This window comes from Chryseobacterium flavum, from assembly GCF_003385595.1.
GTDB lineage: Bacteria > Bacteroidota > Bacteroidia > Flavobacteriales > Weeksellaceae > Chryseobacterium > Chryseobacterium flavum.
The window spans coordinates 13,775-36,340 of sequence record NZ_QNUE01000021.1; the positions used below are offsets into that span (position 1 = coordinate 13,775).

Sequence of the window (22,566 nt, forward strand, 5' to 3'; positions counted from 1 at the left end):
TGATTATTTAATTGTTAAAGTTCCTGTTGTCTGTAATAGTTTTCTATATGCCAGGGCTGCATCTGCTTTTGCATTGATTACCCCTACGTTTGCTGCAATCTGAGCGGCATCAGCATCCAGTAGTTCCGTCATGGTAGCAAGTCCGTTGTCATATTTGTTCTTTGTAATCCTGTAATTTTCATTGGCCTGCTCTGCAGACTTTTCAAAGACGGCAATTCTCTTTTTTGAATAGTCTGTGTTCTGGTATTCTCTGTTGACCTCCAGCTTAATATTGTCATTTAATAATTCATCTGTAGCAGCCAGTTGCTTTTCCCTGGCCTGGGATTGTTTTAAAGATGAATTTTCTTTCCATATATTTGATAAATTATAAGAAATTCCCACTCCTACATTCACTGCGTTGTATACTGTAAGAAATTTAGGAATATCTGCTGCAACATAACCTCCGGTAAAAGCTATTGATGGAAGGTTTTCTGCTTTGGCTGCTTTGGTCCCCAACTCTGCTGCTTTTCTTTGCTGAACCAATGCCTGCAGATCTTTACGGTTTTCTTTAGCTTCATTCACATAGAAATCAACGGGCTTTACTTCTGAACCTTCTTCAATATAGTTTTCATCAATTTCAAGCTCTGTTGTTTCCGGAAGACCCAGCAATAAATCCATATTGATATTGGCGATATTGTAATTATTTTTTGCTTCCAGCAACTGAAGCTCAATATTTGAGGTCTGAAGGTTTGCCTTTAACCGGTCATTTCTTGCTATTAACCCATTATTCTCCATTTTAAGGAATGTCTCATCTCTTTTCTGGGAAGCAGCCAGGTTCTCTTCAAATACTTTAATAGATTGGTTTGCTTTAAACAGGTTATTGTAAGCCTGCGCTACATTATATGCAATTGCAATCTTATCATTTTCAGTGCTCAATTTAGAAGCTTCTACCAGGTATTTTGCAGACTGAATACCATATTTGATTCTACCGCCACTGTAAATCGGTACGCTAAGATTAGCAGAACCGTAAAGAACCTGATGTATTTCCGGTCCACCTGCACCGGGAGAAACACCGGGAAGCTTGATATCAACATTTGGTTTCATCGGAAGATACATATAGCTTCCGGAAACCTTTAGCTCAGGAAGCTGTCTGTTTTTTGCCTCCAGGAGATCAGCGGTAGCCTCCTCAATCTTGGCGGCATCAATCTTAAGATTCTTGCTATTCTGGATTCCCAGTTGTACAGCTTCGTCAAGAGTAAGTGTCCTTTTCTCCTGAGCATTTGCATTTGCTATTCCTATGAATAATGATAATGCAATCACTGAGTTATTTATTCTCTTCATAACCTAAAAGGTCTTTTAGTAAATATTTTATATGTTTATTAAGTTCTGTATAGTACTTTTCATCAAAGACGTCATCCTCCTCTGTATCATTAAGAAACTCCTTGTACATTTCTTTTGCATTTGACGCGTAAAACAATGTACCGCTTATGGTTGCATGAAGAAGGTAAATTGGAGGATTTTTTGTAAAAATTCCTTTTTTAAGACCACTTTCAAGAACCTGAGAATACATAGAGATGAATCCCATTTTGGTCTGCTTCAGGAATTCTACAATCTGCGGGTTTTCTGTATGAAGCTGTTCCCGTTGCATAATCCTGTAAAAACACTTATGATTCCTTACCCTTCCTGAAAACTGATCTACGATTTTTTCGATTTTCTGCCATTCATTAATATCAGTTCTTTCTAAAATGTCTTTTGAAAAAAACTGTCCTTCATTCATTCTGTATTCAACCAGCTTTTCATAAAGCTTTTCTTTAGAGCCAAAATAGTAAGAGATCATTGAAATGTTCACATTTGCGGCTTTGGATATTTCTCTTGTAGAAGTTCCGTCAAAACCCTTTTCAGCAAAAAGTTTTTCCGCAGCAAATAATATATTTTCTTCTTTTGAAACCATATCATTTCTATTTTCAGGGCGCAAATTTACACAAGTTTTAAATAAAATCAAACGATTGATTGATTTTTTAATATAGATTTAATTTATCGGATTTATAAGGCTGTCTCTATAAACTGACCAGGCCTAAAATCAAGACAAAATTAAAACAGGGAAAATACAGTAAATTGCTAAAAAGAGATCATTAAACAGCAACCTGAATATACTGTAAAAAAAACTCTGGTCAGGAACCAGAGCTTATGAGTTTTTATGAATATATCTTGATAATTTAATACCAAGATCAGTCCATACAATTCTGGGGTTTCCATTTCTGGTAAGATGCAGATCAGCTGTACTGATCTCTTCCAAAATGCTTTCGATGTTTGCCCCACTGATAAATTTTGAAAATCCGGTCCAGTTGAAACCGTTGGCATTTATTTTCTTATACACAAGGTTCTCTGACTGATAATTCTGCAGCAATGCCAATCTGAAAATTTCAGAACAGTAATTCAAAAAATTCTTCTGTTTCTCCCGGTTCCAACCTGCTATTTCCCTTGCCCAGAAAATAATACTTTTTAAATATTCCGGTTTTTTCTTCACCATAAAAGCATCGCGAACCCACTGCACAAAAAGTTTCTCAAATTCGTTTGTTTTATCCCCTGAATTCAGGAGTTTGACGGCTTCATTGAGATCTCCCTGTGCCTCATGAATAATTTCCCTGACTTTTTCTTCAGTAACAGAAAAATTACTTTTCATATAATGTTCAAGATCTTCATCATTAATCCTTGGAACTTCTACAACCTGTGTTCTGGAAAGAATAGTCGGAAGAATATCATTTGTATTTTCTGCTGTAAGAAGAATAATCGTCTTTGCAGGTGGCTCTTCGAGAAATTTCAGAAATTTGTTTGAAGCGGCAATATTCATTTTATCAGCCCTCCATACAATCAGAATTTTTGTACCCCCTTCAAAACTTTTCAAAGAAAACTTCTGGTTCTGATCATCTACCTCATCAGCCGAAATAAAAAGTTGTTTATTTTCGGATTCAAGAAAGGCAGTCCAGTCGTCATAACTTGCATATGGAGATGCCAGAATCATTTCCCTGAACTCTTCAAATTTATTTTTACTCAGAGAATTTTTGTTATCCGTAAAAACAGGAAAACTGAAATGCAGATCCAGGTGATTAAGGTGCTCCACTTTAGATGCAGCATGCTCATTTTCCCGGCTTAGGATTTCCCTGGCGTAAGCCAGCACCATAGGTAATGTCCCATATCCTTCTTTTCCGACAAAAAGCTGGGCATGACTCACTCTGTTTTCAGCGATACTTTCCTGAAGAAGTTTTTTAAGGTTTTGCTGTCCGGCTATGTTCTCCCAATTCATGTCTCAAAGATAAAAAAACTGAAGAAGAATTTAAGTCTAAATTTATGAATAATCAATTTTGAAATAAAACCCTCACAGATATTTGGCAGAATACGGATAATCTCACAGGCAGAGTAAATTGTTAATCATAAAAAAGGACATAACTATTCATGAACCCTCGTGATACAGGCCTTAACAAACTTTAACCACATATAATTTTTACAATTCATTAATATTTAAGATATTTGCGCATTGTTTTAAAAAGAAAGAATGAAAAAAATCTTTGTAGTATCATTCATATCAGTTGGATATTTTCTGAATGCACAGAGTCTAAGCAACTCTCCTTACGCAACATACGGAATTGGAGATGTAAAATATGATAATACGATCGAAACTGCTTCAATGGGTGGTATATCAACTGCCTTTATCAGTGACTTTACCAGTAGTTTCAATTTTGCTAATCCGGCAAACAATGCCAACTTTGAGCTTACAAGCATCAGACTGGAAGCAACTAACGAAAACAATTATTTCAAATCGAACTATCAGGATACGAAATCTACAAAGCATTCTACATATCTTTCCAATATTGCTTTGGCCTTTCCTTTATCCCCAAAGGTAAAAATGGGACTTTCCTATCAGCCCTACAGCTCAAAAAGTTACAATATTGTAAATTCAGAGACCGCAGAAAACGGACAAACATATTATAATGCTTTTAAAGGAAGTGGTACTTTAAATACAGCACAGGTAGCTGTTTCCTATAAAATCAACCAACAGTTTTCCGTAGGTGCCAGAGCTAATCTTTATTTCGGGGACCTTTATGACCTTAATGAATTCAGTACATCAAATTCTGAATACATTAATGGATATGAAACAAAGAACAGAATCAAAAATTTTAACTTCACCCTGGGGACAAGTTATCAGAATCTGAATACGCGTACTGATAAAAAGTTGACCATTGGAGCTACTGCCACTTTTGGGAATACCAGCAATATGACGACAGATTATACCAACAGTACTTACAGGTATATTGATGCAGACGGCACAAAAGGAAGTGATACTCAAATTATTGAACAAAAAAGCAAAAAGACCAAAAACCTTATTCCGCTGCAGGCTTCTGTAGGGGTAGGATACGGAAGTGAAAACCATTGGTTTGTTTCAGGACAGCTTGACTATAAAAAGGGAGAAGATATTTCATATTTTGGTAAAAGCTTCAGCTTCCAGGATACTTACAGAATTTCTGCCGGTGGATGGTACCTTCCTAATTATAATAATTTCAGGAATTATTTTTCCAGAGTTATTTACAGATATGGAGCTTTTTATGAAAGAGGGAATCTTAATATAGATGGTAACAGTATTAATAAATTCGGTATCTCTGCCGGAGTAATGCTTCCATTCAAAAACAGCAGTATCACAAGAATGAGTGGTCTTGAAATAGGACTGGAGGTTGGAAAACGGGGTACTTTAAAGAATAACCTGATCAACCAGAACTTCATCAATCTGAGAATTGGCTTTAACTTTGCTGATAAGTGGTTCAGAAAGACCCTTTATAACTAGAATGAACTTTTCAAAAAAAATATCATATAAAAATATAGCATGCCTTTTTAGTTGTGCTATATTTTTTATATTGACTTCCTGTGAAGAAGACCTTACTAAAAGCAATGGAAGTCAAAGTAAGAACTTTCCTTCGCAGATCATCAATAATGCCAATATCGTACAGCGCGATTCCGGTTTTGTTACCCTAAAGGCAAAAGCACCCATTATTGAAAAGTATGAACTGATTGACAGTCCTTATGTTGTTGCAAGAAAAGGAATCAATATTGAGTTCTTTGACAAAAAGAAGCCTAAAATCCCCGGAAAAATTACCGCCAGGTATGCCCGTATTTTTGAATATAAAAAATTCTACGAAGCAAAAGGTGATGTAAGAATTACTACGAATGAAGGCCAGAAGTTTGCTATGCAGAGTATTTACTGGGACCAGAAGAAAAACAGGATTTATACCAAAGATACTGTTTATGTAACGATGGAAGACGGTTCTACACTGGTTGGAGCCAATGGAATGACTGCCAAAGATGATTTTTCAGAATACACCTTCTATAACAATTCAGGAGACTTTAATTCCAAAAGGATCTCTGAAAACAAAAAATAAATAACTCTACATGAAAACTCTTGCTATTGGGCTCATGTCCGGAACAAGTCTGGATGGTCTCGATATTTGTCTCGCTGAATTTGAAAAGCAGGATAAATGGACATTTCAGATTTTAAAAACTGAGACGCTCCCCTATTCCGAAACCTGGGAAAGCAAGCTTAAAAATTCCATCTATCTATCCACAGAAGAAATATTGGAACTTCATTCCGAATATGGATTTTATCTTGGTCGGCAAGTAAGAGAGTTCATTAGAAAACATCAGCTTGAAAACATTGATCTGGTTGCCTCACACGGACATACTGTATTCCATCAGCCACAAAAGAAATTCACTCTTCAAATCGGAGACGGAAGAGCCATTAAGCTGGAAACCGGATTACCTGTTGTTTATGATTTCAGAAGCCAGGACGTTCTGATGAATGGAAATGGTGCTCCCCTGGTTCCTATAGGTGATGAATTACTTTTTTCAGAATACAGTGCGTGTCTGAATCTGGGAGGATTTTCCAACATTTCTTTACGATCAGAAGGAAAAAGAATAGCTTTTGATATAGCTCCGGTGAACATCATCCTGAATCATTTGGCTCAGAAGGTTCATAAAAGCTTTGATGAAAATGGCACTTTGGCGAAAACAGGGAAAATAAACGAAGTTTTGCTTGAGAAACTCAATGCATTGGAATTCTACCAGCAACCTCATCCTAAATCATTAGGAATAGAATGGTGCAATCAACACATATTTCCCACTCTTCTGAATCTGGAAACATTAGATGCTCTGGCTACTTTTACAGAGCATACCGCTCAACAGATTTCCAATGTTATCAACAACAATAGCATAAAAGATATTCTGATTACGGGAGGAGGTGCTTATAACACGTTTTTGATTGAAAAAATAAGAGAAAGAACAAAAGCCGAAATCATCATTCCCGAAAAAGAGATCATCAATTATAAAGAAGCCCTGATCTTTGCTTTCATGGGTGTATTAAGAATAAATAATGAGATTAATATTCTTTCATCAGCTACCGGAAGTTCAAAAGATCACTGTTCAGGCATAATTGTTTGATAAGCCATGATACCTGAAAAAATAAAAACCTCCGGAACCGGAGGTTTATTATTATTTATAAGCTTCAATCTTATCCGTCAGTGTATTGATAAAATTTTGCAGAGGCTTCTCTACCATCATTTTGATAAAAGGGTTGAATTTTCCTTCAAAAAGCATCTGTACTTCTGTCTGGTTTTCATTAAGAGGATTCAAAGTTGCTGTTAATGAAAAATCCAAACTTGAACTTGCAGATTTTAAAACCGCTTTTCTATCATCTACTTCATCTATTTTCAATGCTATTTCCGGCATTCCCTGTAATCCGAATTTAAAACCATTATCTCTGGTTTCAAATTTCTGAAGGCCGTCCGGCATAAATTCTTTATAATTTTCAGGAGACTTCAGTAATTCTGTTAGCTCCTTAGATGATTTATTGACAATAATTTTTCGTCCTTCTAAATTCATTTTTTATTTTTGTATTTAAATTCTTAATTCTTACAAATGTATAAAGTTTTTGTGAACGAAAAAAAATTATTAATATCTAAGCATCCTGAGGAACTTGAAAAGAGTCTTGGGTATGAAAGTTTCACAACTTTAGAAATTGCATTAGATCTTTTGGAAAATACATCAGCAAAAGAACTCAATGTTTTCGGTGAGAATATTGAAGAGATCTGGCAGGAGTTTCAGAAACTGTTCAGAATCATAGAAGCTGCAGGAGGCATTGTAAGCAATCCGGAAGGTGAAGTTCTTTTTATCAAAAGATTAGGTAAATGGGATCTTCCAAAAGGGAAAATGGAAAAAGGTGAATCCAAAGAAGAATCTGCAATAAGGGAAATAGAAGAAGAAACCGGTCTGAGAAATGTGGAGCTCGTAAGATTTATCAATACGACCTATCATATCTATGTGGAAAGAAACGGTGAAAAGATTCTAAAGTGTACCCATTGGTTTGAAATGAACTTCAGCGGAGAAGATACATCAAAACCGCAGACAGAGGAAGGGATAACGGAAGTTGCCTGGAAAAACAGCCTGCAGATAGAACAGGAGGTTTTTCCCAGCACATTCAAAAATATCAAACTTATTGTTAAAGATTTCCAGGCGTCTAAAACTAAATAAAATCAATCACCTTTTCCAAAGCTATTCCTCTTGAACCTTTCAGGAGGATATTCTCTGAATGGATAGGGTTCTGCTTCAGATATTCTATTAAGGATGTAGTATCTTCAAAGGAAAGATTGGAAAGGTTTGTTGCTTTAAAATGTTTTCCCACTGTAATGATCTGATCAAAATTCAGTTCCTGAGCCAGTTTTAAGATGTTTTTATGTTCTTTCTCGCTTTCGGCGCCTAATTCCAGCATATCACCAATGATAATGGTTTTAGTACCCTCAAAAGTAACAAAATTGTTTAATGAAGCTGTCATAGAGCTTGGATTGGCATTATAAGTATCCAGGACCAAAGTTCTGTTTTCTTTTTTTACGACCTGTGAACGCATATTGGTTGGGGTGTACTGCTCAACAGCATGCTTTATTTTTTCAAAACCAATTCCAAAATGGAGTCCAAGACTTGCCGCTACACACAGATTTGTAAAGTTATAATCACCTGTAAGTCTGGAAACGGCTTTCATTCCATTGTATTCAAGTCCAACAAAATGTTCTTTGGAAAAAGATTCAAAATGATAATCTGAGTCTGTTTTTCCAAAGGTTATCTTTGGCGAATAATCCTGAGTTTTTTCTGCCTGAATCGGATCATTTTCATTAACAATAATCGTTTTGCTGTTACTCTTAAGATAATCGTAGAGCTCAGATTTACCTTTAATAACACCTTCAAACCCACCGAATCCTTCCAGGTGTGCTTTTCCAAAATTGGTAATATATCCAAAATCGGGCTGGGAAATTGTACACAAGAATTCAATTTCTTTCTGGTGATTTGCTCCCATTTCAATAACAGCCATTTCATGCTCAGGCTTTATAGAAAGAATGGTTAAGGGAACACCTATATGATTATTCAGGTTCCCGAAGGTATACTGTACATTAAGCTTTTCTGAAAGCACCGCATGTATAAGCTCCTTTGTCGTTGTTTTTCCATTACTTCCCGTAAGCCCGATAAAGGGAATCGTAAGTTTACTTCTGTGATATTTTGCCAATTCCTGTAAGAATTCCAGGGTAGACGGAACATAAAATATATTTTTACCCTTGTTTTCAAATTCAGGTAATTCTACAATTACTGCAAGAGCACCATCATCTACTGCTTTTTCCGCTAAAGTTGCAGCATTGAAATTCTCACCGGAAAAGGCAAAGAAAATATCATTTTCTGTTATTTTTCTACTGTCGATGGTTACTTTACCAGCCTGTAAAAATAAAGGATAAAATTGTTCTATATTCATGGTTCAAAAATAAAAAACCTTCCGAAAATCCGGAAGGTTTTTTATAAGTATTTTTGATAATATTATCTTCGAGTTCTACTCTTGTCGTTTGTTCTTGCATCTTGTGCTACACGGAATCCGATCCAGCCATAAGATTTACTCTGGTTTTTATATCTTCTCTGACCCGGATCCAGCCAGTAAGCTGTATCCTGCCAAGATCCTCCTTTTACTACTCTTATATCGTTAGAAATTCCGGAAGTTCTCTCTTTAGTATCCTTCTGTAATTTCACTCTACCGTTTGCATCTACAACAAAACTCTTACGAGGTGCATTGTACATATCAAATGATGAAGCTGAATCACCTTCTCTTCTGAACTCCAGAGAAGACTGTCTGTCTCCGTCTCTGTAATTTCTGTAATCGGCAATTGTTTCTCTTTCAAATTGTCCCGGAAGTCCTTTGTATACTAATCTTCCATCAGCTAAAGTATCATATTTGATAGAACCTTCGTCAATCATCTTGTAAGTTCCGTCACCGTTTCTTACAATAGCCTGAGGCATATTTCCTCTGTAGTAGTTGAAATCATTGTAATCTTCATCAATGATAGGTCTGTAAACATCGGCAGTCCATTCAGCAACGTTACCATACATACCATAGATTCCCAAATCATTTGATGGATATTGTCTTACGTCTGATGTTTGTGCAGATCCGTCGTTCTTCCATCCTGCAATACCTGAGTAATCACCTTTCCCCATTTTAAAGTTTTCAAGGAACATTCCTCTATCTCTTCCTTTGGTACCTCTTAATCTTTCGATTTCCGGCTTTTTACCTAGGTATTGGTTGTATTCTCTGTTTTTAGCCATACCAAGAGCTGCATATTCCCATTCAACTTCAGTAGGAAGTCTGAACTTCTGAACCATTGCAGCATTGGGAGCCCTGTTTGCGGCAAGAAGTCTCTGGTTGGTAGTTTTAAGACCTGTTTTCTGCTGCATTCTCTGCTCATTGATATATCCCTGCATTTCAGGATCATTCGATTTGAATTTATCCATATTGAATGCTGTTCCTCCCTGGTTATTGGATTCGTTGATATACAAATCTTTTGCAATAATACCAGCGTTCATCAAAGCTTTTTCGTTCGCTCTGTCTGTCAGCCATTCACAATATCTGTTTGCCTGAGTCCAGGAAACTCCTACTACCGGGTAGTAGTCAAATTCCGGAGAACGCAGGTACGTTTCATTATAATCGTTTCTAGATAATTTGTTGTCCCATAATAAGGTATCCGGTAAAGCTCCGTTATAGATCTCCTTAAAGCTAGGGTCACTTGGTGGGAATACATACTTCAACCATGTAAGGTATTCGCGGTATTCATAGTTTGTAATCTCAGTTTCTCCGATGAAGAATGAACTTACCTGCATTCTGCGAGGGGTGTTATTCCAATCGTGCATAACATCATCTTTCACTAATCCCATTGTAAAAGTTCCACCTTCTACATATACCATTCCCGGCCAACCTTTCTGCTTCTGTTGCTTTCCTGCAAAAAACCAACCCTGTTTTTCGTTTGGTTTCCAACCTGTTTTACTGACAAATTTTTTGGTACCGCCACCTTTGCTGGTTCCTGATCCGCCACAGCTGGTTAATGCAAGTGTAGAACTTAATGCTATTAATGAAAACAACTTTAGTTTTTTCATAGTCGATATAAATATTTTCAAAGTACAAAGAAAAAATAAATTATTCAATAAATCAAATAAAGATTTGATTTTTTTGAAAAACGATAACAAATTAATTTTATTGTATCACAATTTAATTATAAAATTTTCATTTATTTTGTAATTTAGAAATTTCAATAATAAACATGAGACAAAAAATCACGCTTTTATTTCTAATCTCTTTTGTATCAACACTTTGGTCCCAAAGAAACACCATTGAATGGGATGGTTCAAAAATTCAGGACTTTGGGGACACAAAATTAAATCTTCCAAATTTTAAAAATGAAGGTTTTTCCTTTGGCCAAAATAACGTTTTTATCATAACTAAACAAAAAATTGGAGAAAAGCAGTTAAAAGTTTCTGATCTTGTCTGGGAAAATATTCCCAACAGAGAATTATATGATTTAGATAGAGGAAGTCTTCCTGATAATGATATTGCAAACATCACATATTATAATTTAGAAGGAGAAAATTATGCCAGTATCAGTATTGCTTTATTTAAGAATGTTAAGGGGCGTGTTCAAAGATTATCTTCATTTAGTGTTTCTGAAGCTGCAGCCCTGAACATGTCCGGTGGCCTGAACAGGATTGGTTCTGCTGCCAATCCTTTGTCAAGTGGAAATTTTTACAAAATAAAAGTTGATAAATCCGGTATATTTAAAATTACAACCCAGTTTTTAAAAGATAACGGCATTAATCCATCATCTGTAAATCCTAAAAATTTCAGAATTTATGGAAATGGAGGACTTATGCTTCCGGAATTCAATCAGGATCCAAGATACAGTGCCCTGCAGGAAAATGCTATCCAGGTTGTAGGTGAAGATGATGGCGTGTGGAATGATAATGATTATGCTCTTTTCTATGCACAGGGTCCGGATGGATATAACCTTTATGATACAGATAATGGTAACGGCTATAAAAGAACCGACACCCGAAATGATAAAAGCAATAATCTGAAAAATATTTATGAGGACTTTTCCTATTATTTTATTAATTTCGATAAAGGCCCGGGGAAACGGGTACAGACGGTGGATGGTAATCTTCCTGCCCAGCTGATCACAAGGTATGACAGCTATCAGGTTATCAACAATGACCAGAAAAATCTTATGAAAGTGGGGAGAGTATGGGTTGAAGATGCTCCTTTTACGACGGAAAAAACAGTTACCTTAACAACCAATTCCGCAATACAGCCTAACGATATTATAAGATACAGAACAAGGGTAGCCGGATACAGAGCACAGCAAAATAGCCTTGAAATCAGGATCAATGACCAGAACCCTGTTTCCTGGCCGGTTCCCGAAGATACCCCGACCTTCCAGTATAATTATTATTTTCTGCCCCCTTATTCGGGAACACTGACCAATATCACCGGAAATCAGGTTACCTTCAAGTACAATCCGGATATTTCCCTGAATCCTAACGGAACATTCTATATTGATTATATAGAACTGCAATACAAGGAAAATCTTGTGTTTAATGGGTCACAAATGAATTTCAGGGATTTTTCACTGGTAAGCGGCAGCAATACCAATTACGGATTCAGTATTTCCAATGCTTCAAATATTGAGCAAGTATGGGATGTTACGGATATTACCAATGCCAACAGAAGGGTAAATAAGGCAGGAGCCGGAAATTTCAATTTTTCCTACATTGCTTCTGATCCGAATTTTAATAATGAGTTTGTGGCTTTTAGAGCCGATGCTGCATACTCTCCACAGTTTGTTGAGAGAATAGGAAATCAAAACCTTTCTGCTCTTCAAAATATAGATTATCTGATACTCACTGTTCCGGAAATGATGGGACAGGCACAGAGGCTGGCCAGCTACCATCAGACTAAAAACAACTACAAAGTAGAAATTGTAGACGTTAATAAAGTTTATCAGGAGTTTGGAAGCGGAAGCAAAGACCTTACTGCCATCAGAGATTTTGTTACAAAACTGAATACACCACAGGGCAGACTTAAATATGTTTTCATTCTGGGTGATACTTCATATGATTATAAAAATAAAGTTTCAAACAATTCGAATATTATTTCCAGCTATCAGAGTGAGCAGTCTTCAGATTATGTGGGTTCTTTTGTTACTGATGATTATATTGTAATGACCAGCCCGCAAACAGCAAGAATCATTGAAAACAATCTGCCTGATGTACCGGTAGGAAGAATCCCTGCATCAAATGTTTCTGAAGCCGGAGATATGATCAGTAAGACCCTTGCCTATTATAATGCGCTTCCGGGGCAGTCAAGCCCGTTTGGAGACTGGCGTATGAGACTGGACTTCGTTGTAGATGATGATGCTGAAGACGGTGGCCCATTCCATAATGTAATGAATACAACATTGGTAAATGTATTTGAACAACCTGCACAGCAGGAATTAAAAGAATATAACGTTAAAAAACTGTATCTGGATTCCTTCACTGCCCAAAGTACTGCGGCAGGGCAAAGGTACCCGCAGGTTAATCAGGCAATCTCCAATGCTATCGGAAACAGTATGTATCTGTTCTATTTCGGGCACGGGGGGATTAACGGGTGGGCTCAGGAAAGAGTATTAACCAGTACTGAGATCCAAAACGCCAACAATTTTTCCAATGTATACAGCAGATTTCCGTTTGTTTCTACAATCACCTGTGAGTTTACCTTATGGGACGAACCTGCAACCAACTCAGCCGGAGAACAGTTTATTAAGCTGAAGCAGGGAGGTGCTGCCGCAATGATTACTTCCAGCCGTGCCATAGGGGTTATTTACGGACGCCAGTTTACAGATACTTATACTAAGAATATTTTTAAACTGAACAATGATGATTTTGAATCTTTAGGAAATGCCCAATTAACAGCAAAAAAACAAAGAGGACCGGATCTTAACCATTTAAAAGTTAACTTCCTTGGCGATCCTGCTATGAAACTAAGCAGACCTCAAAGACTTCTGGTTATAGATAATATTGAAACTCCTGTTCCCGGTCTTATCAGAGGACTGGATTTTGTTAAGATCAAAGGGCATATCAACAATCCTAACGGAACAGTAAACAATACGTTCAACGGAAGAGTTACGATTAATATTTTTGATAAAAGAATCAATAAAAAAACATTAAATAATGACGGAGGCCTTACTCCTGTACTTGAATATACTGAGGAAGGAAGTCCCATTGTAAAAGCTTCGGGAACTGCTGTAAACGGAGTATTTACTGTTGAATTCTATGTTCCAAAAGACATTAATTATACGGTGGGACAAGGAAGAATGCTGGGCTATGCAGACAATAAGGTAACAGATGTATTTAATAATCAGGTGGTACAGGTAGGAGATATCAATCCTAATGGTATTAATGACAACCAGCCTCCTAAGGTAAAATTGTATATGAATAATACCAATTTTGCGGATGGCGGTATTACCAATCAAAACCCCACTCTTCTGGCTTGTCTTACAGATGACACAGGAATCAATTCCACAGGCTCCGGTGTGGGGCATGACATTACCGTATATCTTGACGGACAGATTATCAACACTATTGTTTTGAATGATTTTTATGCTGCGGGGGAAGGAAACGGATGTCTGAGCCCAAGCCTGGCCGAGTATCAAAAAGGAAATGTAACCTATCCTTTCAGAAATTTAGCAATTGGGCAGCACCAGTTAACATTTAAAGTTTGGGATATAAACAATAATTCGACAACTGCAACGTTAAATTTTGAGGTTAAGGATGAATCTGATCAGCATTTGGTAATCAACCGCCCGCTGAACTGGCCGAATCCTTTTACCAATAAGACTTACGTTCAATTTGAGCATAACTGTGATGATATTCTGGATGTAAATGTTCAGATTTATACAATTACCGGAAGACTGGTAAGAACTTTATCGCAGGCAGTAGTTGCAGAACCGTTCCTGCAGGGCTTCAGAACCCCTCGTCAGGCAATAGAATGGGACGGAAGAGATGATTTTGGGTCTACAGTTGCAAAAGGTACGTATATTTTTAAGATATTTGCAAAAAGTCAAAATCAGGAAAAATGCAAAGGAAGTGCTACAGCTGTAGAAAAAATGGTACTTTTGAAATAATTTAAATAAAACTTAGATAATAAAATTAATAAAAAACTGATAATATATAAAAGACAACATATGAATTTAACTACTAAACTGCTTTTAGGATTTGGGTTAAGTGCTGGTTTTCTAGGCTATTCGCAAGATTTAGGGAAAATAAACCCAGTGCTCACCGGAGCTCCTTTCCTAAGAATTGCACCCGATGCAAGATCAGGAGGTATGGGAGATCAGGGGGTGGTAACCTCTCCGGATGCATTTTCACAATTCTGGAATGCTGCGAAATATCCTTTTAGCAGAACAAGTTCTTCCATCGGTCTTAACTATACACCGTATATGGGAAAACTTACTAACGATGTATTCTTACTTTATGGGGCATTCCATAAGTTTCTGGGACAGGAAGAAAGATCTACCATTTCTGCAAGTATCTATTATTTCAATATGGGACAGGTAGACCTTACCCAGCTGGTAGGTACAGAGATTGCTTCAATGGGTACATCAAAACCAAACGAATTCTCTATTGACGTTGCGTATGGTCTGAAGCTTTCTGACTCCTACTCTATGGCTGTAACAGGTAGATTTATTCGTTCAGACTTAGCCGGAGGATTCAATACAGATACAACTCTAAAAGCGGCCAACTCGTTTGCCGTAGATGTTTCAGGATATTATAGCTCTCCCAGATTCTCAAGTATCGGAGGATATGACGGGAAAGTAAATGCCGGTTTTGCAGTTCAGAACTTAGGTCCGAAACTGGATTATACAGGAAACGAAGAATCGAGATCTTACCTTCCTACCATGGCCAGATTAGGGGTAGGTTATGATATGTACCTGGATGACATGAACAGAATCGGAATCAGTGTAGAAGGTTCAAAGCTTTTGGTTCCGGGATCTGAATATGTGGGAACAGATCCAAATACCAGACAGCCTAGATATGAAGTTCCGAATGTAGGTGTAATGGCCGGTATCGGAAAGTCATTTAAAAATAAAAACAGTATCATGTACAGTGGTGCTATCGAATATTCATATGATAATGCTTTTTCTGTAAGAGGAGGTTATTTCCATGAAAGTGAAGAGCAGGGAGCAAGACAATTTGCAACAGCAGGTATCGGATTGAATTACCGTTCTTTTGGTCTGGACCTTTCTTACCTGATCAATATGTCAAAAATCAACAGTGCATTGGATAATACACTTCGTTTTGGTCTTACCTGGAATATCGGAGACGAAACATCTAACAATGACCGTTAAAAAAAGCAACCGCTATATAAAAAAGCCTCATACTATAATTAGTCATGAGGTTTTTTTATAGTTAATAGCGAGTCGTCAATACGCTTCGCCTGTCAATTTGTTTTCACACAATAAAATTTCACCATTTACATTGCAAAGCAAAAAATTCACTGTTGACCCTTAAATAATGTAATCGTATAATCAAGAAGTTTTCCATCCCCATAATCTCCATGGCCGGGAACTACAATTTTTACATCCGGATATTCTTTTTTAACTTTTTCAACAGTATTTGACCACGCTGAAATATTGGCATCTCCCAAATATCCTTTACCTGCCTCAATTTCTTTCAATAAACAGCCTCCAAATAAAATATTTTCACCTGGAAAATATCCTACAGCATTATCTTTTGTATGTCCCTCTCCAAAAAATTTTGCGATAACATCTTTATCACCTACCTTCAAAACAACAGCATCATCAAAACTGTTTTCAGGAATAACAAAATTATTTTCTCTGGCTAATTCAATAGTTTTAACATATGAATAAGATGGAATTTTCTTTTTATGAAACGCCATCAGCCCTCCTAAGCTATCATCATGAAAATGGGTTGGAATAACGGCATTAATTTTTGCACCAAGTTCTTCATTAATCCATTGTATCAGCTCTTCCGAACTTTTATCATTAGTGGGAGTATCAAAAACAACAGCTTCGTGATGATCTTTCACAATCAATCCATTACAGGGTACATTTCCAAAATCATTCGTCTGTTTAAAGGAAGTATGAATAAAAGAATTTTCTGAAATCCGGGTAATAATCAGCGTGTTGGATTTATAAATTTCCTTTGCTTTGAAACCTTTCCTGTTCTGTGAGCCACAACTCACAAGGAAAAAAGGAAAGAATATCATGAGAATATTTTTAATTGTATTTTTCATGAAGCCATTATTTAGAGTTGAAATAAGCTAAGGTAAGAATTCGTGGAACAAGATTTGTTGGCTGTTGTGTTAAAAAATGATCAGCATTGATCTATGGTTTATCAATCTGATTCGTTTATCGGTTTATTTTAAATAACAGGACAGCACTTAAAAAAAATATAATATTTAAGTTTATAAAAGTCTCTTTTTTATGGCAGTTTTCTTAAATTCAATAGCTATTTTTGTAATATGAACTATTCGGCGGAGCTAAAAAAATTTGTAACCAGTCAATATGTATATTCTGCAATCAGAATTACGCTGGCTACTGTTCTGCCTTGTTTAGTCCTGGCCCACTTCGGAATTCTGAAAGAATACTTCCTGTTTCCTCTCGGAACCAGTTTTGTAGCACTTACTGACCAGCCTGGACCTTTTATCAGAAGAAGAAATGCCCTGGCTTTTGCAATCTGCTGTTTTGTCTTTGTTGCATTCATTGCAAGCCTGGTAATGAATTTTAAAATACTGGTACTCTTTGAAATCATTGCATTCGGTATGTTTTTTTCACTTATCGGGGTGTACGGACAGAGGCTGGCTGCTGTAGGTTCTCTTTCGCTTGTTGTCCTGGCGATCTTTATTGACGGACACCTTACCGGAAGCAATATATTTAAAAGCCTTCTGATATTTGCCAGCGGATGTATCTGGTTTTTACTGATATTCCTCGTTGTGACAACCATCCGTCCTTATAAGCTGGCAGGACAAATGATTGGTGAAAACTATCTTCAGCTTGCGGAATTTTTAAAAATAAAAGCCAATTATTACCAGAAAAACCCTGATTTTGATAAGCTGACCACCCAGGTTATTACCAAACAGATCGAGATAAAGAATCTCCAGGAAGATACCCGTGAAACGGTTTTTAAAACAAGAACCATTGTCAACGAATCTACGACAACCAGCCGGCTGCTAATGCTGATGTTTCTGAACTCTATGGACCTTCATGAAAAACTGATGACGTCCGAAAGTGATTATCAAAAACTGCAGCAGAGTTTTGAGGACAGTATGATTCTGGTTAACATCCATGATTACCTCAATTTGCTGGCAGAAGAGATTACCAATATCGGGATTGCGCTCCAGAGTGGAACGAGAGCAAAGCCTATGTTTAATCTGGAACTCGAGCTAAAAAACCTGAATTTCAATTATTTCGAGCTCAGAAATAAACAGCTGTCCTCCGACAATCTCGAAAATTTCATGATCCTGCGCCAGATCCTGATGCGTATTAATGAAATTACAAAAGAGATCAATGAGATTTACAAAGTTTTTTCCCAGGACATAAAACTGGCAAAAAGTTTATCCACCGGTTTAGATCTTAAAAAGTTCATGCCCAATGAGCCTAAACTTAACGCCAAGGTTTTAAGAAATAATATTTCATTATCGTCATCACATTTCCGTCATGCAATCAGGATTACTACAGCCCTGTTGGTTGGGTACCTCTTTTCCATGTTTGATTTTCTGGGGCTAGGACATACCTACTGGATATTAATTACCATCACCGCTATTTTAAAGCCTGCCTACTCCATTACCAAGCAAAGAAACCTTCTTCGTCTCTATGGAACAGTTACAGGAGCTACCATTGCATATATCATTCTGCATTTTATTCATATTAATGGTGTTTTGTTCGCTATTCTGCTTATCAGTATGATTATGTGTTTCAGTTTTTTAAAGGGAAGGTATTTTTGGGCAGTATTGTTCATGACAATTTATGTTTTCCTGAGTTTTAATTTTTTAAACCCCGGAAAAGTGGATGTTATTTTCAAAGACAGGGTGCTGGATACTGCAATTGCCGGAATTATTGCATTTGCAGTTTCTTATATTGTGCTGCCTGTCTGGGAACACACCCAGACCCTGGATCTGATGAAAAAATCTGCTGCAGATAATCTTATTTATTTTCAAAGTGTGATGTCAAAATTTCTTAATGGAAGTTTTGACATTGAGGATTATAAAGTAAAGCGGAAAAATGCTATTATTTCTTTAGCTAATCTTTCAGATAATTTTCAGAGAATGATCTCTGATCCTAAAAACCAGCAGAAAAAGCTGGAAGTTGTTCATCAGTTTGTTGCCACATCCCACCTTATTACGGCATACACCGCTTCTCTTTCCCAATATTCTAAAAGTAATGAACAATATCCTGAAATAGATGCCGAAAGCTGGAGCAGGAAAATTGAAGCTGAAATGCAGCAGACTTCTGCATTGTTAAATGGAGATGATGTCAATGAAGCGCTTAAAATGGAAAGCCGCCTAGAGCCTGAAGATTCTTCTATTGAAGATATGCTGCTAAAAAGAAAGACGGAGATTGAAGAGAATGATATTGTAGACAGAAGAGATCCGGACAAAATTTCGCATCTGACAGAGCTTAAGAATATTCATGATATCCTGGAACTGATTTATGATGTGGCTAAGGAGCAGAGAAAAGTTATTGAAAAATACAGAAGCGAAAAACACGTTACTCCTCCACAATCGTAAAGCAATAATCATCAAAAAACTCAACCCGGGCTTTAAATTCATCAGAAAACTGATTATCATATACCCTGCAGCTTATTTTGTGAAGATGTTTTAGTTCGAAAGGTTTTACTTCATAATTTTTCTTCAGGGACCAGTACTTCGAGTGATGAATTTTATACATACTTTCCTTTACACTCCATATGATTGTATAAAAAGTATCTGCCTTATCTTCGGGAATAAATCCCCGTTCATGCTCATAGGTAAATTTATCAATCACCCTTAAAATTTTGGGATTAAATTTCTCAATGTCTATTCCTATCTTATTTTTAGATATGGCAATAGCGGCAAATGGAAAAGAATGAGTGATGGAAATTTCGGCATCCTTAGGTGAAAGAAAAGGTTCTCTCTCCTTATATAAGATTTTAGAATGTGGTTTTAAACCTTTCAGCAGTTTTCTTACCATCAATACTTCCAATAGTTTTTTAGGATGGTAATCTTTTACCTTTTCAGCATTTTCAGGCTCCAGAAGTTCGTGAATATCAAGTTCTTCACTTTCGTCATACTTCCAAACTAGGATTGTGGCATTATCATCTGAAAAATCTCGGTAAAGGGGCATTGTTTTTTTATTCGATAAAAATAATAAAAAGATATGGAAGAAGAAAATGAATAAAGAGCTCGTGGGCATCGAAGCCTGAAGATTAAAACTGCTGTCCTCTCTTGTTTTCAGGAATCCTAAGCTTAAATCTCCCGCTTCTTCCCCTATTCAGGCCTATAATTAATACTTAACCTGTTGTTTTTTTATCTTAATTATTAATTGTAATTTTGCAGTTCATTATCAATTGAATTTTAAAAATTATTCATTAAATATGAGTACTACAACACAATACGTTCCTTATAAAGTTAAGGATATTTCCCTGGCAGAATGGGGAAGAAAAGAAATTACCCTTGCGGAGGCAGAAATGCCAGGTTTGATGGCTATCCGTGAAGAATACGGGCCTTCACAACCGCTTAAAGGAGCAAGAATTGCAGGATGTCTTCACATGACAATCCAAACAGCTGTGCTTATTGAGACTCTTGTAGCTTTAGGAGCTGAAGTTACATGGTCTTCTTGTAATATTTTCTCTACCCAGGATCATGCCGCTGCTGCTATTGCTGCTGCAGGAATTCCTGTTTATGCATGGAAAGGGTTAACTGAAGAAGAATTTGACTGGTGTATCGAGCAGACTTTGTTCTTCGGAGAAGACAGAAAGCCATTGAACATGATTTTAGATGATGGTGGAGATTTGACAAACATGGTTTTTGATAGATACCCACAGTTTACAAAAGATATCAAAGGCCTGTCTGAAGAAACAACTACTGGTGTACACAGACTGTACGAAAGAATGAAGAATGGAACCCTGGTAATGCCTGCAATCAATGTAAACGATTCGGTAACCAAATCTAAATTTGACAACAAATACGGTTGTAAGGAATCTGCAGTAGATGCTGTAAGAAGAGCTACAGATGTAATGCTGGCAGGTAAAAGAGTGGTCGTTTGCGGATATGGAGATGTAGGTAAAGGTACTGCTGCTTCATTCAGAGGAGCTGGTTCTATTGTGACCGTTACAGAAATTGATCCGATCTGTGCCCTTCAGGCAGCTATGGACGGATATGAAGTAAAAAGACTGGATACCGTTGTAGATAATGCTGATATCATCATCACTACCACAGGTAACTTTAATATTGTAAGAGGAGAGCATTTCCTTAAAATGAAGGATAAAGCGATCGTTTGTAATATCGGACACTTCGATAATGAAATCGACATGGCCTGGCTAAATAAAAACTATGGTCACACTAAATCTGAAGTTAAACCTCAGGTAGATATCTATACCGTTGAAGGAAAAGAAGTAATCATCTTAGCAGAAGGAAGATTGGTAAACTTAGGATGTGCAACAGGGCACCCTAGTTTTGTAATGTCAAACTCATTCTCAAACCAGACGTTGGCTCAGATCGAATTATGGAACAACTCTGCAGCTTACAAAAACGAAGTATACATGCTGCCTAAGCACCTGGATGAAAAAGTAGCTGCTTTACACCTTAAGAAATTAAGTGTGGAGCTTGAAACTCTTTCACCTGAGCAGGCTGAGTATATTGGGGTGGATGTTAAAGGTCCGTTCAAGCCTGAATACTACAGATACTAAGCATAGATAAAATATGATATGATCCCACTATTTGGAAATAGTGGGATTTTTTATGTATATCTTATCAGGTATTCTGTATTTTCTCAAAAATAACATCACACAATAACTTTTACGCTCCTGCTTTGGAAGTTTAATGAATACAGTATTTTTCCCATACTTTCCGTTCATATAGTGAGGTTAATAAAAAATGAATATATTTGGCCTCTTAAATAAAAACATTTAATTCATGAAAAAACAAAAAGTTTCAAATGCATTCATTGCAGCATCGTGGGTAGCATTGGGAGCAGGAATGATCGGCTATATCGTAGGTCTTGCCAGAGCAGAAATGCAGTTGAATGAGAAAGGTTATTATTTCACCATCCTTTTATATGGTTTATTTGCTGTGGTATCACTACAGAAAGCTGTCCGAGACAAATTAGAGAATATTCAGGTAACAGATATTTACTATGGCATCTGCTGGTTCGCTACATTATCTTCTATTGTACTGCTTGCCGTAGGGCTTTGGAATGCCACCCTGCTTCCGAGTGAAAAGGGGTTCTATGCATTTGCATTTTTACTGGCCCTTTTTGGAGCAATTGCCGTACAGAAAAATACCCGGGATAATATGATCCAGGAATAATACAAAACCTCTCCGAAAATTCGGAGAGGTTTATTTTTTCAATATCTATTTTACAACTATTGATCAAAGTGGTTCGGATGTTGTGCTTTGATGTCATCTACAGTTCCCAGTACTTTATCTTTCAGCGAATCCTGATACTTCTGAAGATTTTCTGCAATCTGAGCATCTGCACTTCCTAAAATCTTTGCTGCCAGAATCCCTGCATTTAAAGCTCCGTTCAGGGCTACTGTTGCTACAGGAATACCTCCCGGCATCTGAAGAATGGATAAAACAGAATCCCATCCGTCAATAGAATTACTTGATAAGATCGGAACCCCGATTACCGGTAGCGTTGTACAGCTGGCCACCATTCCTGGCAGATGTGCTGCCCCTCCTGCTCCTGCAACAATTACTTTAAGTCCTCTTTCTTTGGCCGTTTTAGCATAATCAAACATTCTTTCCGGTGTCCGGTGTGCTGAAACCACTGTCAATTCATATGGAATATCAAGACTTTTAAGAAAATTTGCAGCCTGTTCCATGATCGGCAGATCGCTCTGACTGCCCATAATAATTCCTACCATCTTCAATTTATTAGATTTCAAAGATAAAAAATTAAATTGAAGCTGAGAAGCCGGAAAAAACAG

18 protein-coding genes are annotated in these 22,566 nt (G+C 36.9%); 9 read left to right on the forward strand and 9 right to left on the reverse strand.

Translation table 11 applies throughout. The features are described from left to right. Positions 1–3 precede the first annotated feature (3 nt). The 3 genes from DRF59_RS18310 to DRF59_RS18320 all read right to left on the reverse strand — a co-directional run bounded on the left by DRF59_RS18310 (position 4) and on the right by DRF59_RS18320 (position 3,283). On the reverse strand, positions 4–1,320 hold the full coding sequence (locus tag DRF59_RS18310) for a TolC family protein (protein WP_115963629.1): 1,317 nt from the start codon (positions 1,318–1,320) through the stop codon (positions 4–6). Next, positions 1,304–1,930, reverse strand: coding sequence for a TetR/AcrR family transcriptional regulator (locus DRF59_RS18315; protein WP_115963631.1), 627 nt, complete (start codon positions 1,928–1,930; stop codon positions 1,304–1,306). Before DRF59_RS18315 ends, DRF59_RS18310 begins: the two co-directional genes overlap by 17 nt. A gap of 234 nt (positions 1,931–2,164) precedes the next feature. Next, positions 2,165–3,283: a DNA polymerase III subunit gene (locus tag DRF59_RS18320; protein WP_115963633.1), complete on the reverse strand. Its 1,119-nt coding sequence runs from the start codon at positions 3,281–3,283 to the stop codon at positions 2,165–2,167. 249 nt (positions 3,284–3,532) lie between these two features. Between DRF59_RS18320 and DRF59_RS18325 the strand changes: the two genes are divergently transcribed. The 3 genes from DRF59_RS18325 to DRF59_RS18335 are packed head-to-tail and all read left to right on the forward strand — an operon-like array spanning position 3,533 to position 6,462. Continuing rightward, positions 3,533–4,816 (forward strand): hypothetical protein, encoded by a 1,284-nt coding sequence (locus DRF59_RS18325; RefSeq protein WP_115963635.1) that lies wholly within the window; start codon positions 3,533–3,535, stop codon positions 4,814–4,816. A 1-nt stretch (position 4,817) separates the two neighbouring features. Then, on the forward strand, positions 4,818–5,408 hold the full coding sequence (gene lptC / locus DRF59_RS18330; protein ID WP_115963637.1) for an LPS export ABC transporter periplasmic protein LptC: 591 nt from the start codon (positions 4,818–4,820) through the stop codon (positions 5,406–5,408). Positions 5,409–5,418: 10 nt separating this feature from the next. Then, a complete protein-coding gene (locus tag DRF59_RS18335; RefSeq protein ID WP_115963639.1) occupies positions 5,419–6,462 on the forward strand; it encodes an anhydro-N-acetylmuramic acid kinase in 1,044 nt (347 codons plus the stop codon). Between the two features lie 51 nt (positions 6,463–6,513). Here the strand turns inward: DRF59_RS18335 and DRF59_RS18340 are convergent, their stop codons facing one another. Then, the gene (locus DRF59_RS18340; protein WP_115963641.1) at positions 6,514–6,903 is read right to left on the reverse strand and encodes an SRPBCC family protein; all 390 of its coding nucleotides are present in this window, start codon (positions 6,901–6,903) and stop codon (positions 6,514–6,516) included. Between the two features lie 36 nt (positions 6,904–6,939). Between DRF59_RS18340 and DRF59_RS18345 the strand changes: the two genes are divergently transcribed. Then, entirely contained in the window at positions 6,940–7,551 is a 612-nt protein-coding gene (locus tag DRF59_RS18345; RefSeq protein ID WP_115963643.1) for an NUDIX hydrolase, read from the forward strand. Here DRF59_RS18345 and DRF59_RS18350 read toward each other — a convergent pair. Further along, complete coding sequence (locus DRF59_RS18350) at positions 7,544–8,815, reverse strand: UDP-N-acetylmuramoyl-tripeptide--D-alanyl-D-alanine ligase (protein ID WP_115963645.1); 1,272 nt, start codon at positions 8,813–8,815, stop codon at positions 7,544–7,546. The genes DRF59_RS18345 and DRF59_RS18350 overlap by 8 nt on opposite strands. Positions 8,816–8,877: 62 nt before the next feature. Next, positions 8,878–10,479, reverse strand: coding sequence for a gliding motility lipoprotein GldJ (gldJ, locus tag DRF59_RS18355; protein ID WP_115963647.1), 1,602 nt, complete (start codon positions 10,477–10,479; stop codon positions 8,878–8,880). 164 nt (positions 10,480–10,643) lie between these two features. Between gldJ and porU the strand changes: the two genes are divergently transcribed. After that, positions 10,644–14,540 carry a type IX secretion system sortase PorU gene (gene porU / locus DRF59_RS18360; protein WP_115963649.1) on the forward strand — a complete coding sequence of 1,299 codons (3,897 nt, stop codon included), beginning with the start codon at positions 10,644–10,646 and terminating at the stop codon, positions 14,538–14,540. Positions 14,541–14,600: 60 nt separating this feature from the next. Next, positions 14,601–15,764, forward strand: a complete 1,164-nt coding sequence (porV, locus tag DRF59_RS18365) for a type IX secretion system outer membrane channel protein PorV (RefSeq protein WP_115963651.1) — start codon at positions 14,601–14,603, stop codon at positions 15,762–15,764. A gap of 146 nt (positions 15,765–15,910) precedes the next feature. Here the strand turns inward: porV and blaCHM are convergent, their stop codons facing one another. After that, positions 15,911–16,672: a CHM family subclass B1 metallo-beta-lactamase gene (gene blaCHM, locus DRF59_RS18370; RefSeq protein ID WP_115963653.1), complete on the reverse strand. Its 762-nt coding sequence runs from the start codon at positions 16,670–16,672 to the stop codon at positions 15,911–15,913. Between the two features lie 228 nt (positions 16,673–16,900). Here blaCHM and DRF59_RS18375 point away from each other — a divergent pair, with 228 nt between their 5' ends. Then, positions 16,901–19,165, forward strand: coding sequence for an FUSC family protein (locus DRF59_RS18375; protein WP_115963656.1), 2,265 nt, complete (start codon positions 16,901–16,903; stop codon positions 19,163–19,165). Here DRF59_RS18375 and DRF59_RS18380 read toward each other — a convergent pair. Continuing rightward, positions 19,146–19,760 (reverse strand): 4'-phosphopantetheinyl transferase family protein, encoded by a 615-nt coding sequence (locus tag DRF59_RS18380; RefSeq protein WP_115963658.1) that lies wholly within the window; start codon positions 19,758–19,760, stop codon positions 19,146–19,148. The two genes, DRF59_RS18375 and DRF59_RS18380, sit on opposite strands and share 20 nt — an antisense overlap. Positions 19,761–20,010: 250 nt before the next feature. Between DRF59_RS18380 and ahcY the strand changes: the two genes are divergently transcribed. Together ahcY and yiaA are read left to right on the forward strand one after the other, a co-directional pair. Then, positions 20,011–21,324, forward strand: coding sequence for an adenosylhomocysteinase (ahcY, locus tag DRF59_RS18385; protein ID WP_115963660.1), 1,314 nt, complete (start codon positions 20,011–20,013; stop codon positions 21,322–21,324). Positions 21,325–21,550: 226 nt separating this feature from the next. Then, positions 21,551–21,943 (forward strand): inner membrane protein YiaA, encoded by a 393-nt coding sequence (yiaA, locus tag DRF59_RS18390; RefSeq protein WP_115963662.1) that lies wholly within the window; start codon positions 21,551–21,553, stop codon positions 21,941–21,943. Positions 21,944–21,999: 56 nt separating this feature from the next. On the opposite strand, the gene purE is transcribed toward yiaA, so the two are convergent. Next, positions 22,000–22,503 (reverse strand): 5-(carboxyamino)imidazole ribonucleotide mutase, encoded by a 504-nt coding sequence (gene purE, locus DRF59_RS18395; RefSeq protein ID WP_115963664.1) that lies wholly within the window; start codon positions 22,501–22,503, stop codon positions 22,000–22,002. Between the last annotated feature and the right edge of the window lie 63 nt (positions 22,504–22,566).

Bases quoted from the DNA above. Each gene is read 5' to 3' on its own strand.
- blaCHM (WP_115963653.1), bottom strand. From the start codon at position 16,672: ATGAAAAATACAATTAAAAATATTCTCATGATATTCTTTCCTTTTTTC.
- porU (WP_115963649.1), top strand. From the start codon at position 10,644: ATGAGACAAAAAATCACGCTTTTATTTCTAATCTCTTTTGTATCAACA.
- DRF59_RS18350 (WP_115963645.1), bottom strand. From the start codon at position 8,815: ATGAATATAGAACAATTTTATCCTTTATTTTTACAGGCTGGTAAAGTA.
- ahcY (WP_115963660.1), top strand. From the start codon at position 20,011: ATGAGTACTACAACACAATACGTTCCTTATAAAGTTAAGGATATTTCC.
- DRF59_RS18375 (WP_115963656.1), top strand. From the start codon at position 16,901: ATGAACTATTCGGCGGAGCTAAAAAAATTTGTAACCAGTCAATATGTA.
- DRF59_RS18335 (WP_115963639.1), top strand. From the start codon at position 5,419: ATGAAAACTCTTGCTATTGGGCTCATGTCCGGAACAAGTCTGGATGGT.
- DRF59_RS18345 (WP_115963643.1), top strand. From the start codon at position 6,940: ATGTATAAAGTTTTTGTGAACGAAAAAAAATTATTAATATCTAAGCAT.
- DRF59_RS18310 (WP_115963629.1), bottom strand. From the start codon at position 1,320: ATGAAGAGAATAAATAACTCAGTGATTGCATTATCATTATTCATAGGA.
- purE (WP_115963664.1), bottom strand. From the start codon at position 22,503: ATGGTAGGAATTATTATGGGCAGTCAGAGCGATCTGCCGATCATGGAA.
- DRF59_RS18325 (WP_115963635.1), top strand. From the start codon at position 3,533: ATGAAAAAAATCTTTGTAGTATCATTCATATCAGTTGGATATTTTCTG.
- DRF59_RS18340 (WP_115963641.1), bottom strand. From the start codon at position 6,903: ATGAATTTAGAAGGACGAAAAATTATTGTCAATAAATCATCTAAGGAG.
- DRF59_RS18320 (WP_115963633.1), bottom strand. From the start codon at position 3,283: ATGAATTGGGAGAACATAGCCGGACAGCAAAACCTTAAAAAACTTCTT.
- yiaA (WP_115963662.1), top strand. From the start codon at position 21,551: ATGAAAAAACAAAAAGTTTCAAATGCATTCATTGCAGCATCGTGGGTA.
- gldJ (WP_115963647.1), bottom strand. From the start codon at position 10,479: ATGAAAAAACTAAAGTTGTTTTCATTAATAGCATTAAGTTCTACACTT.
- DRF59_RS18315 (WP_115963631.1), bottom strand. From the start codon at position 1,930: ATGGTTTCAAAAGAAGAAAATATATTATTTGCTGCGGAAAAACTTTTT.
- lptC (WP_115963637.1), top strand. From the start codon at position 4,818: ATGAACTTTTCAAAAAAAATATCATATAAAAATATAGCATGCCTTTTT.
- porV (WP_115963651.1), top strand. From the start codon at position 14,601: ATGAATTTAACTACTAAACTGCTTTTAGGATTTGGGTTAAGTGCTGGT.
- DRF59_RS18380 (WP_115963658.1), bottom strand. From the start codon at position 19,760: ATGCCCCTTTACCGAGATTTTTCAGATGATAATGCCACAATCCTAGTT.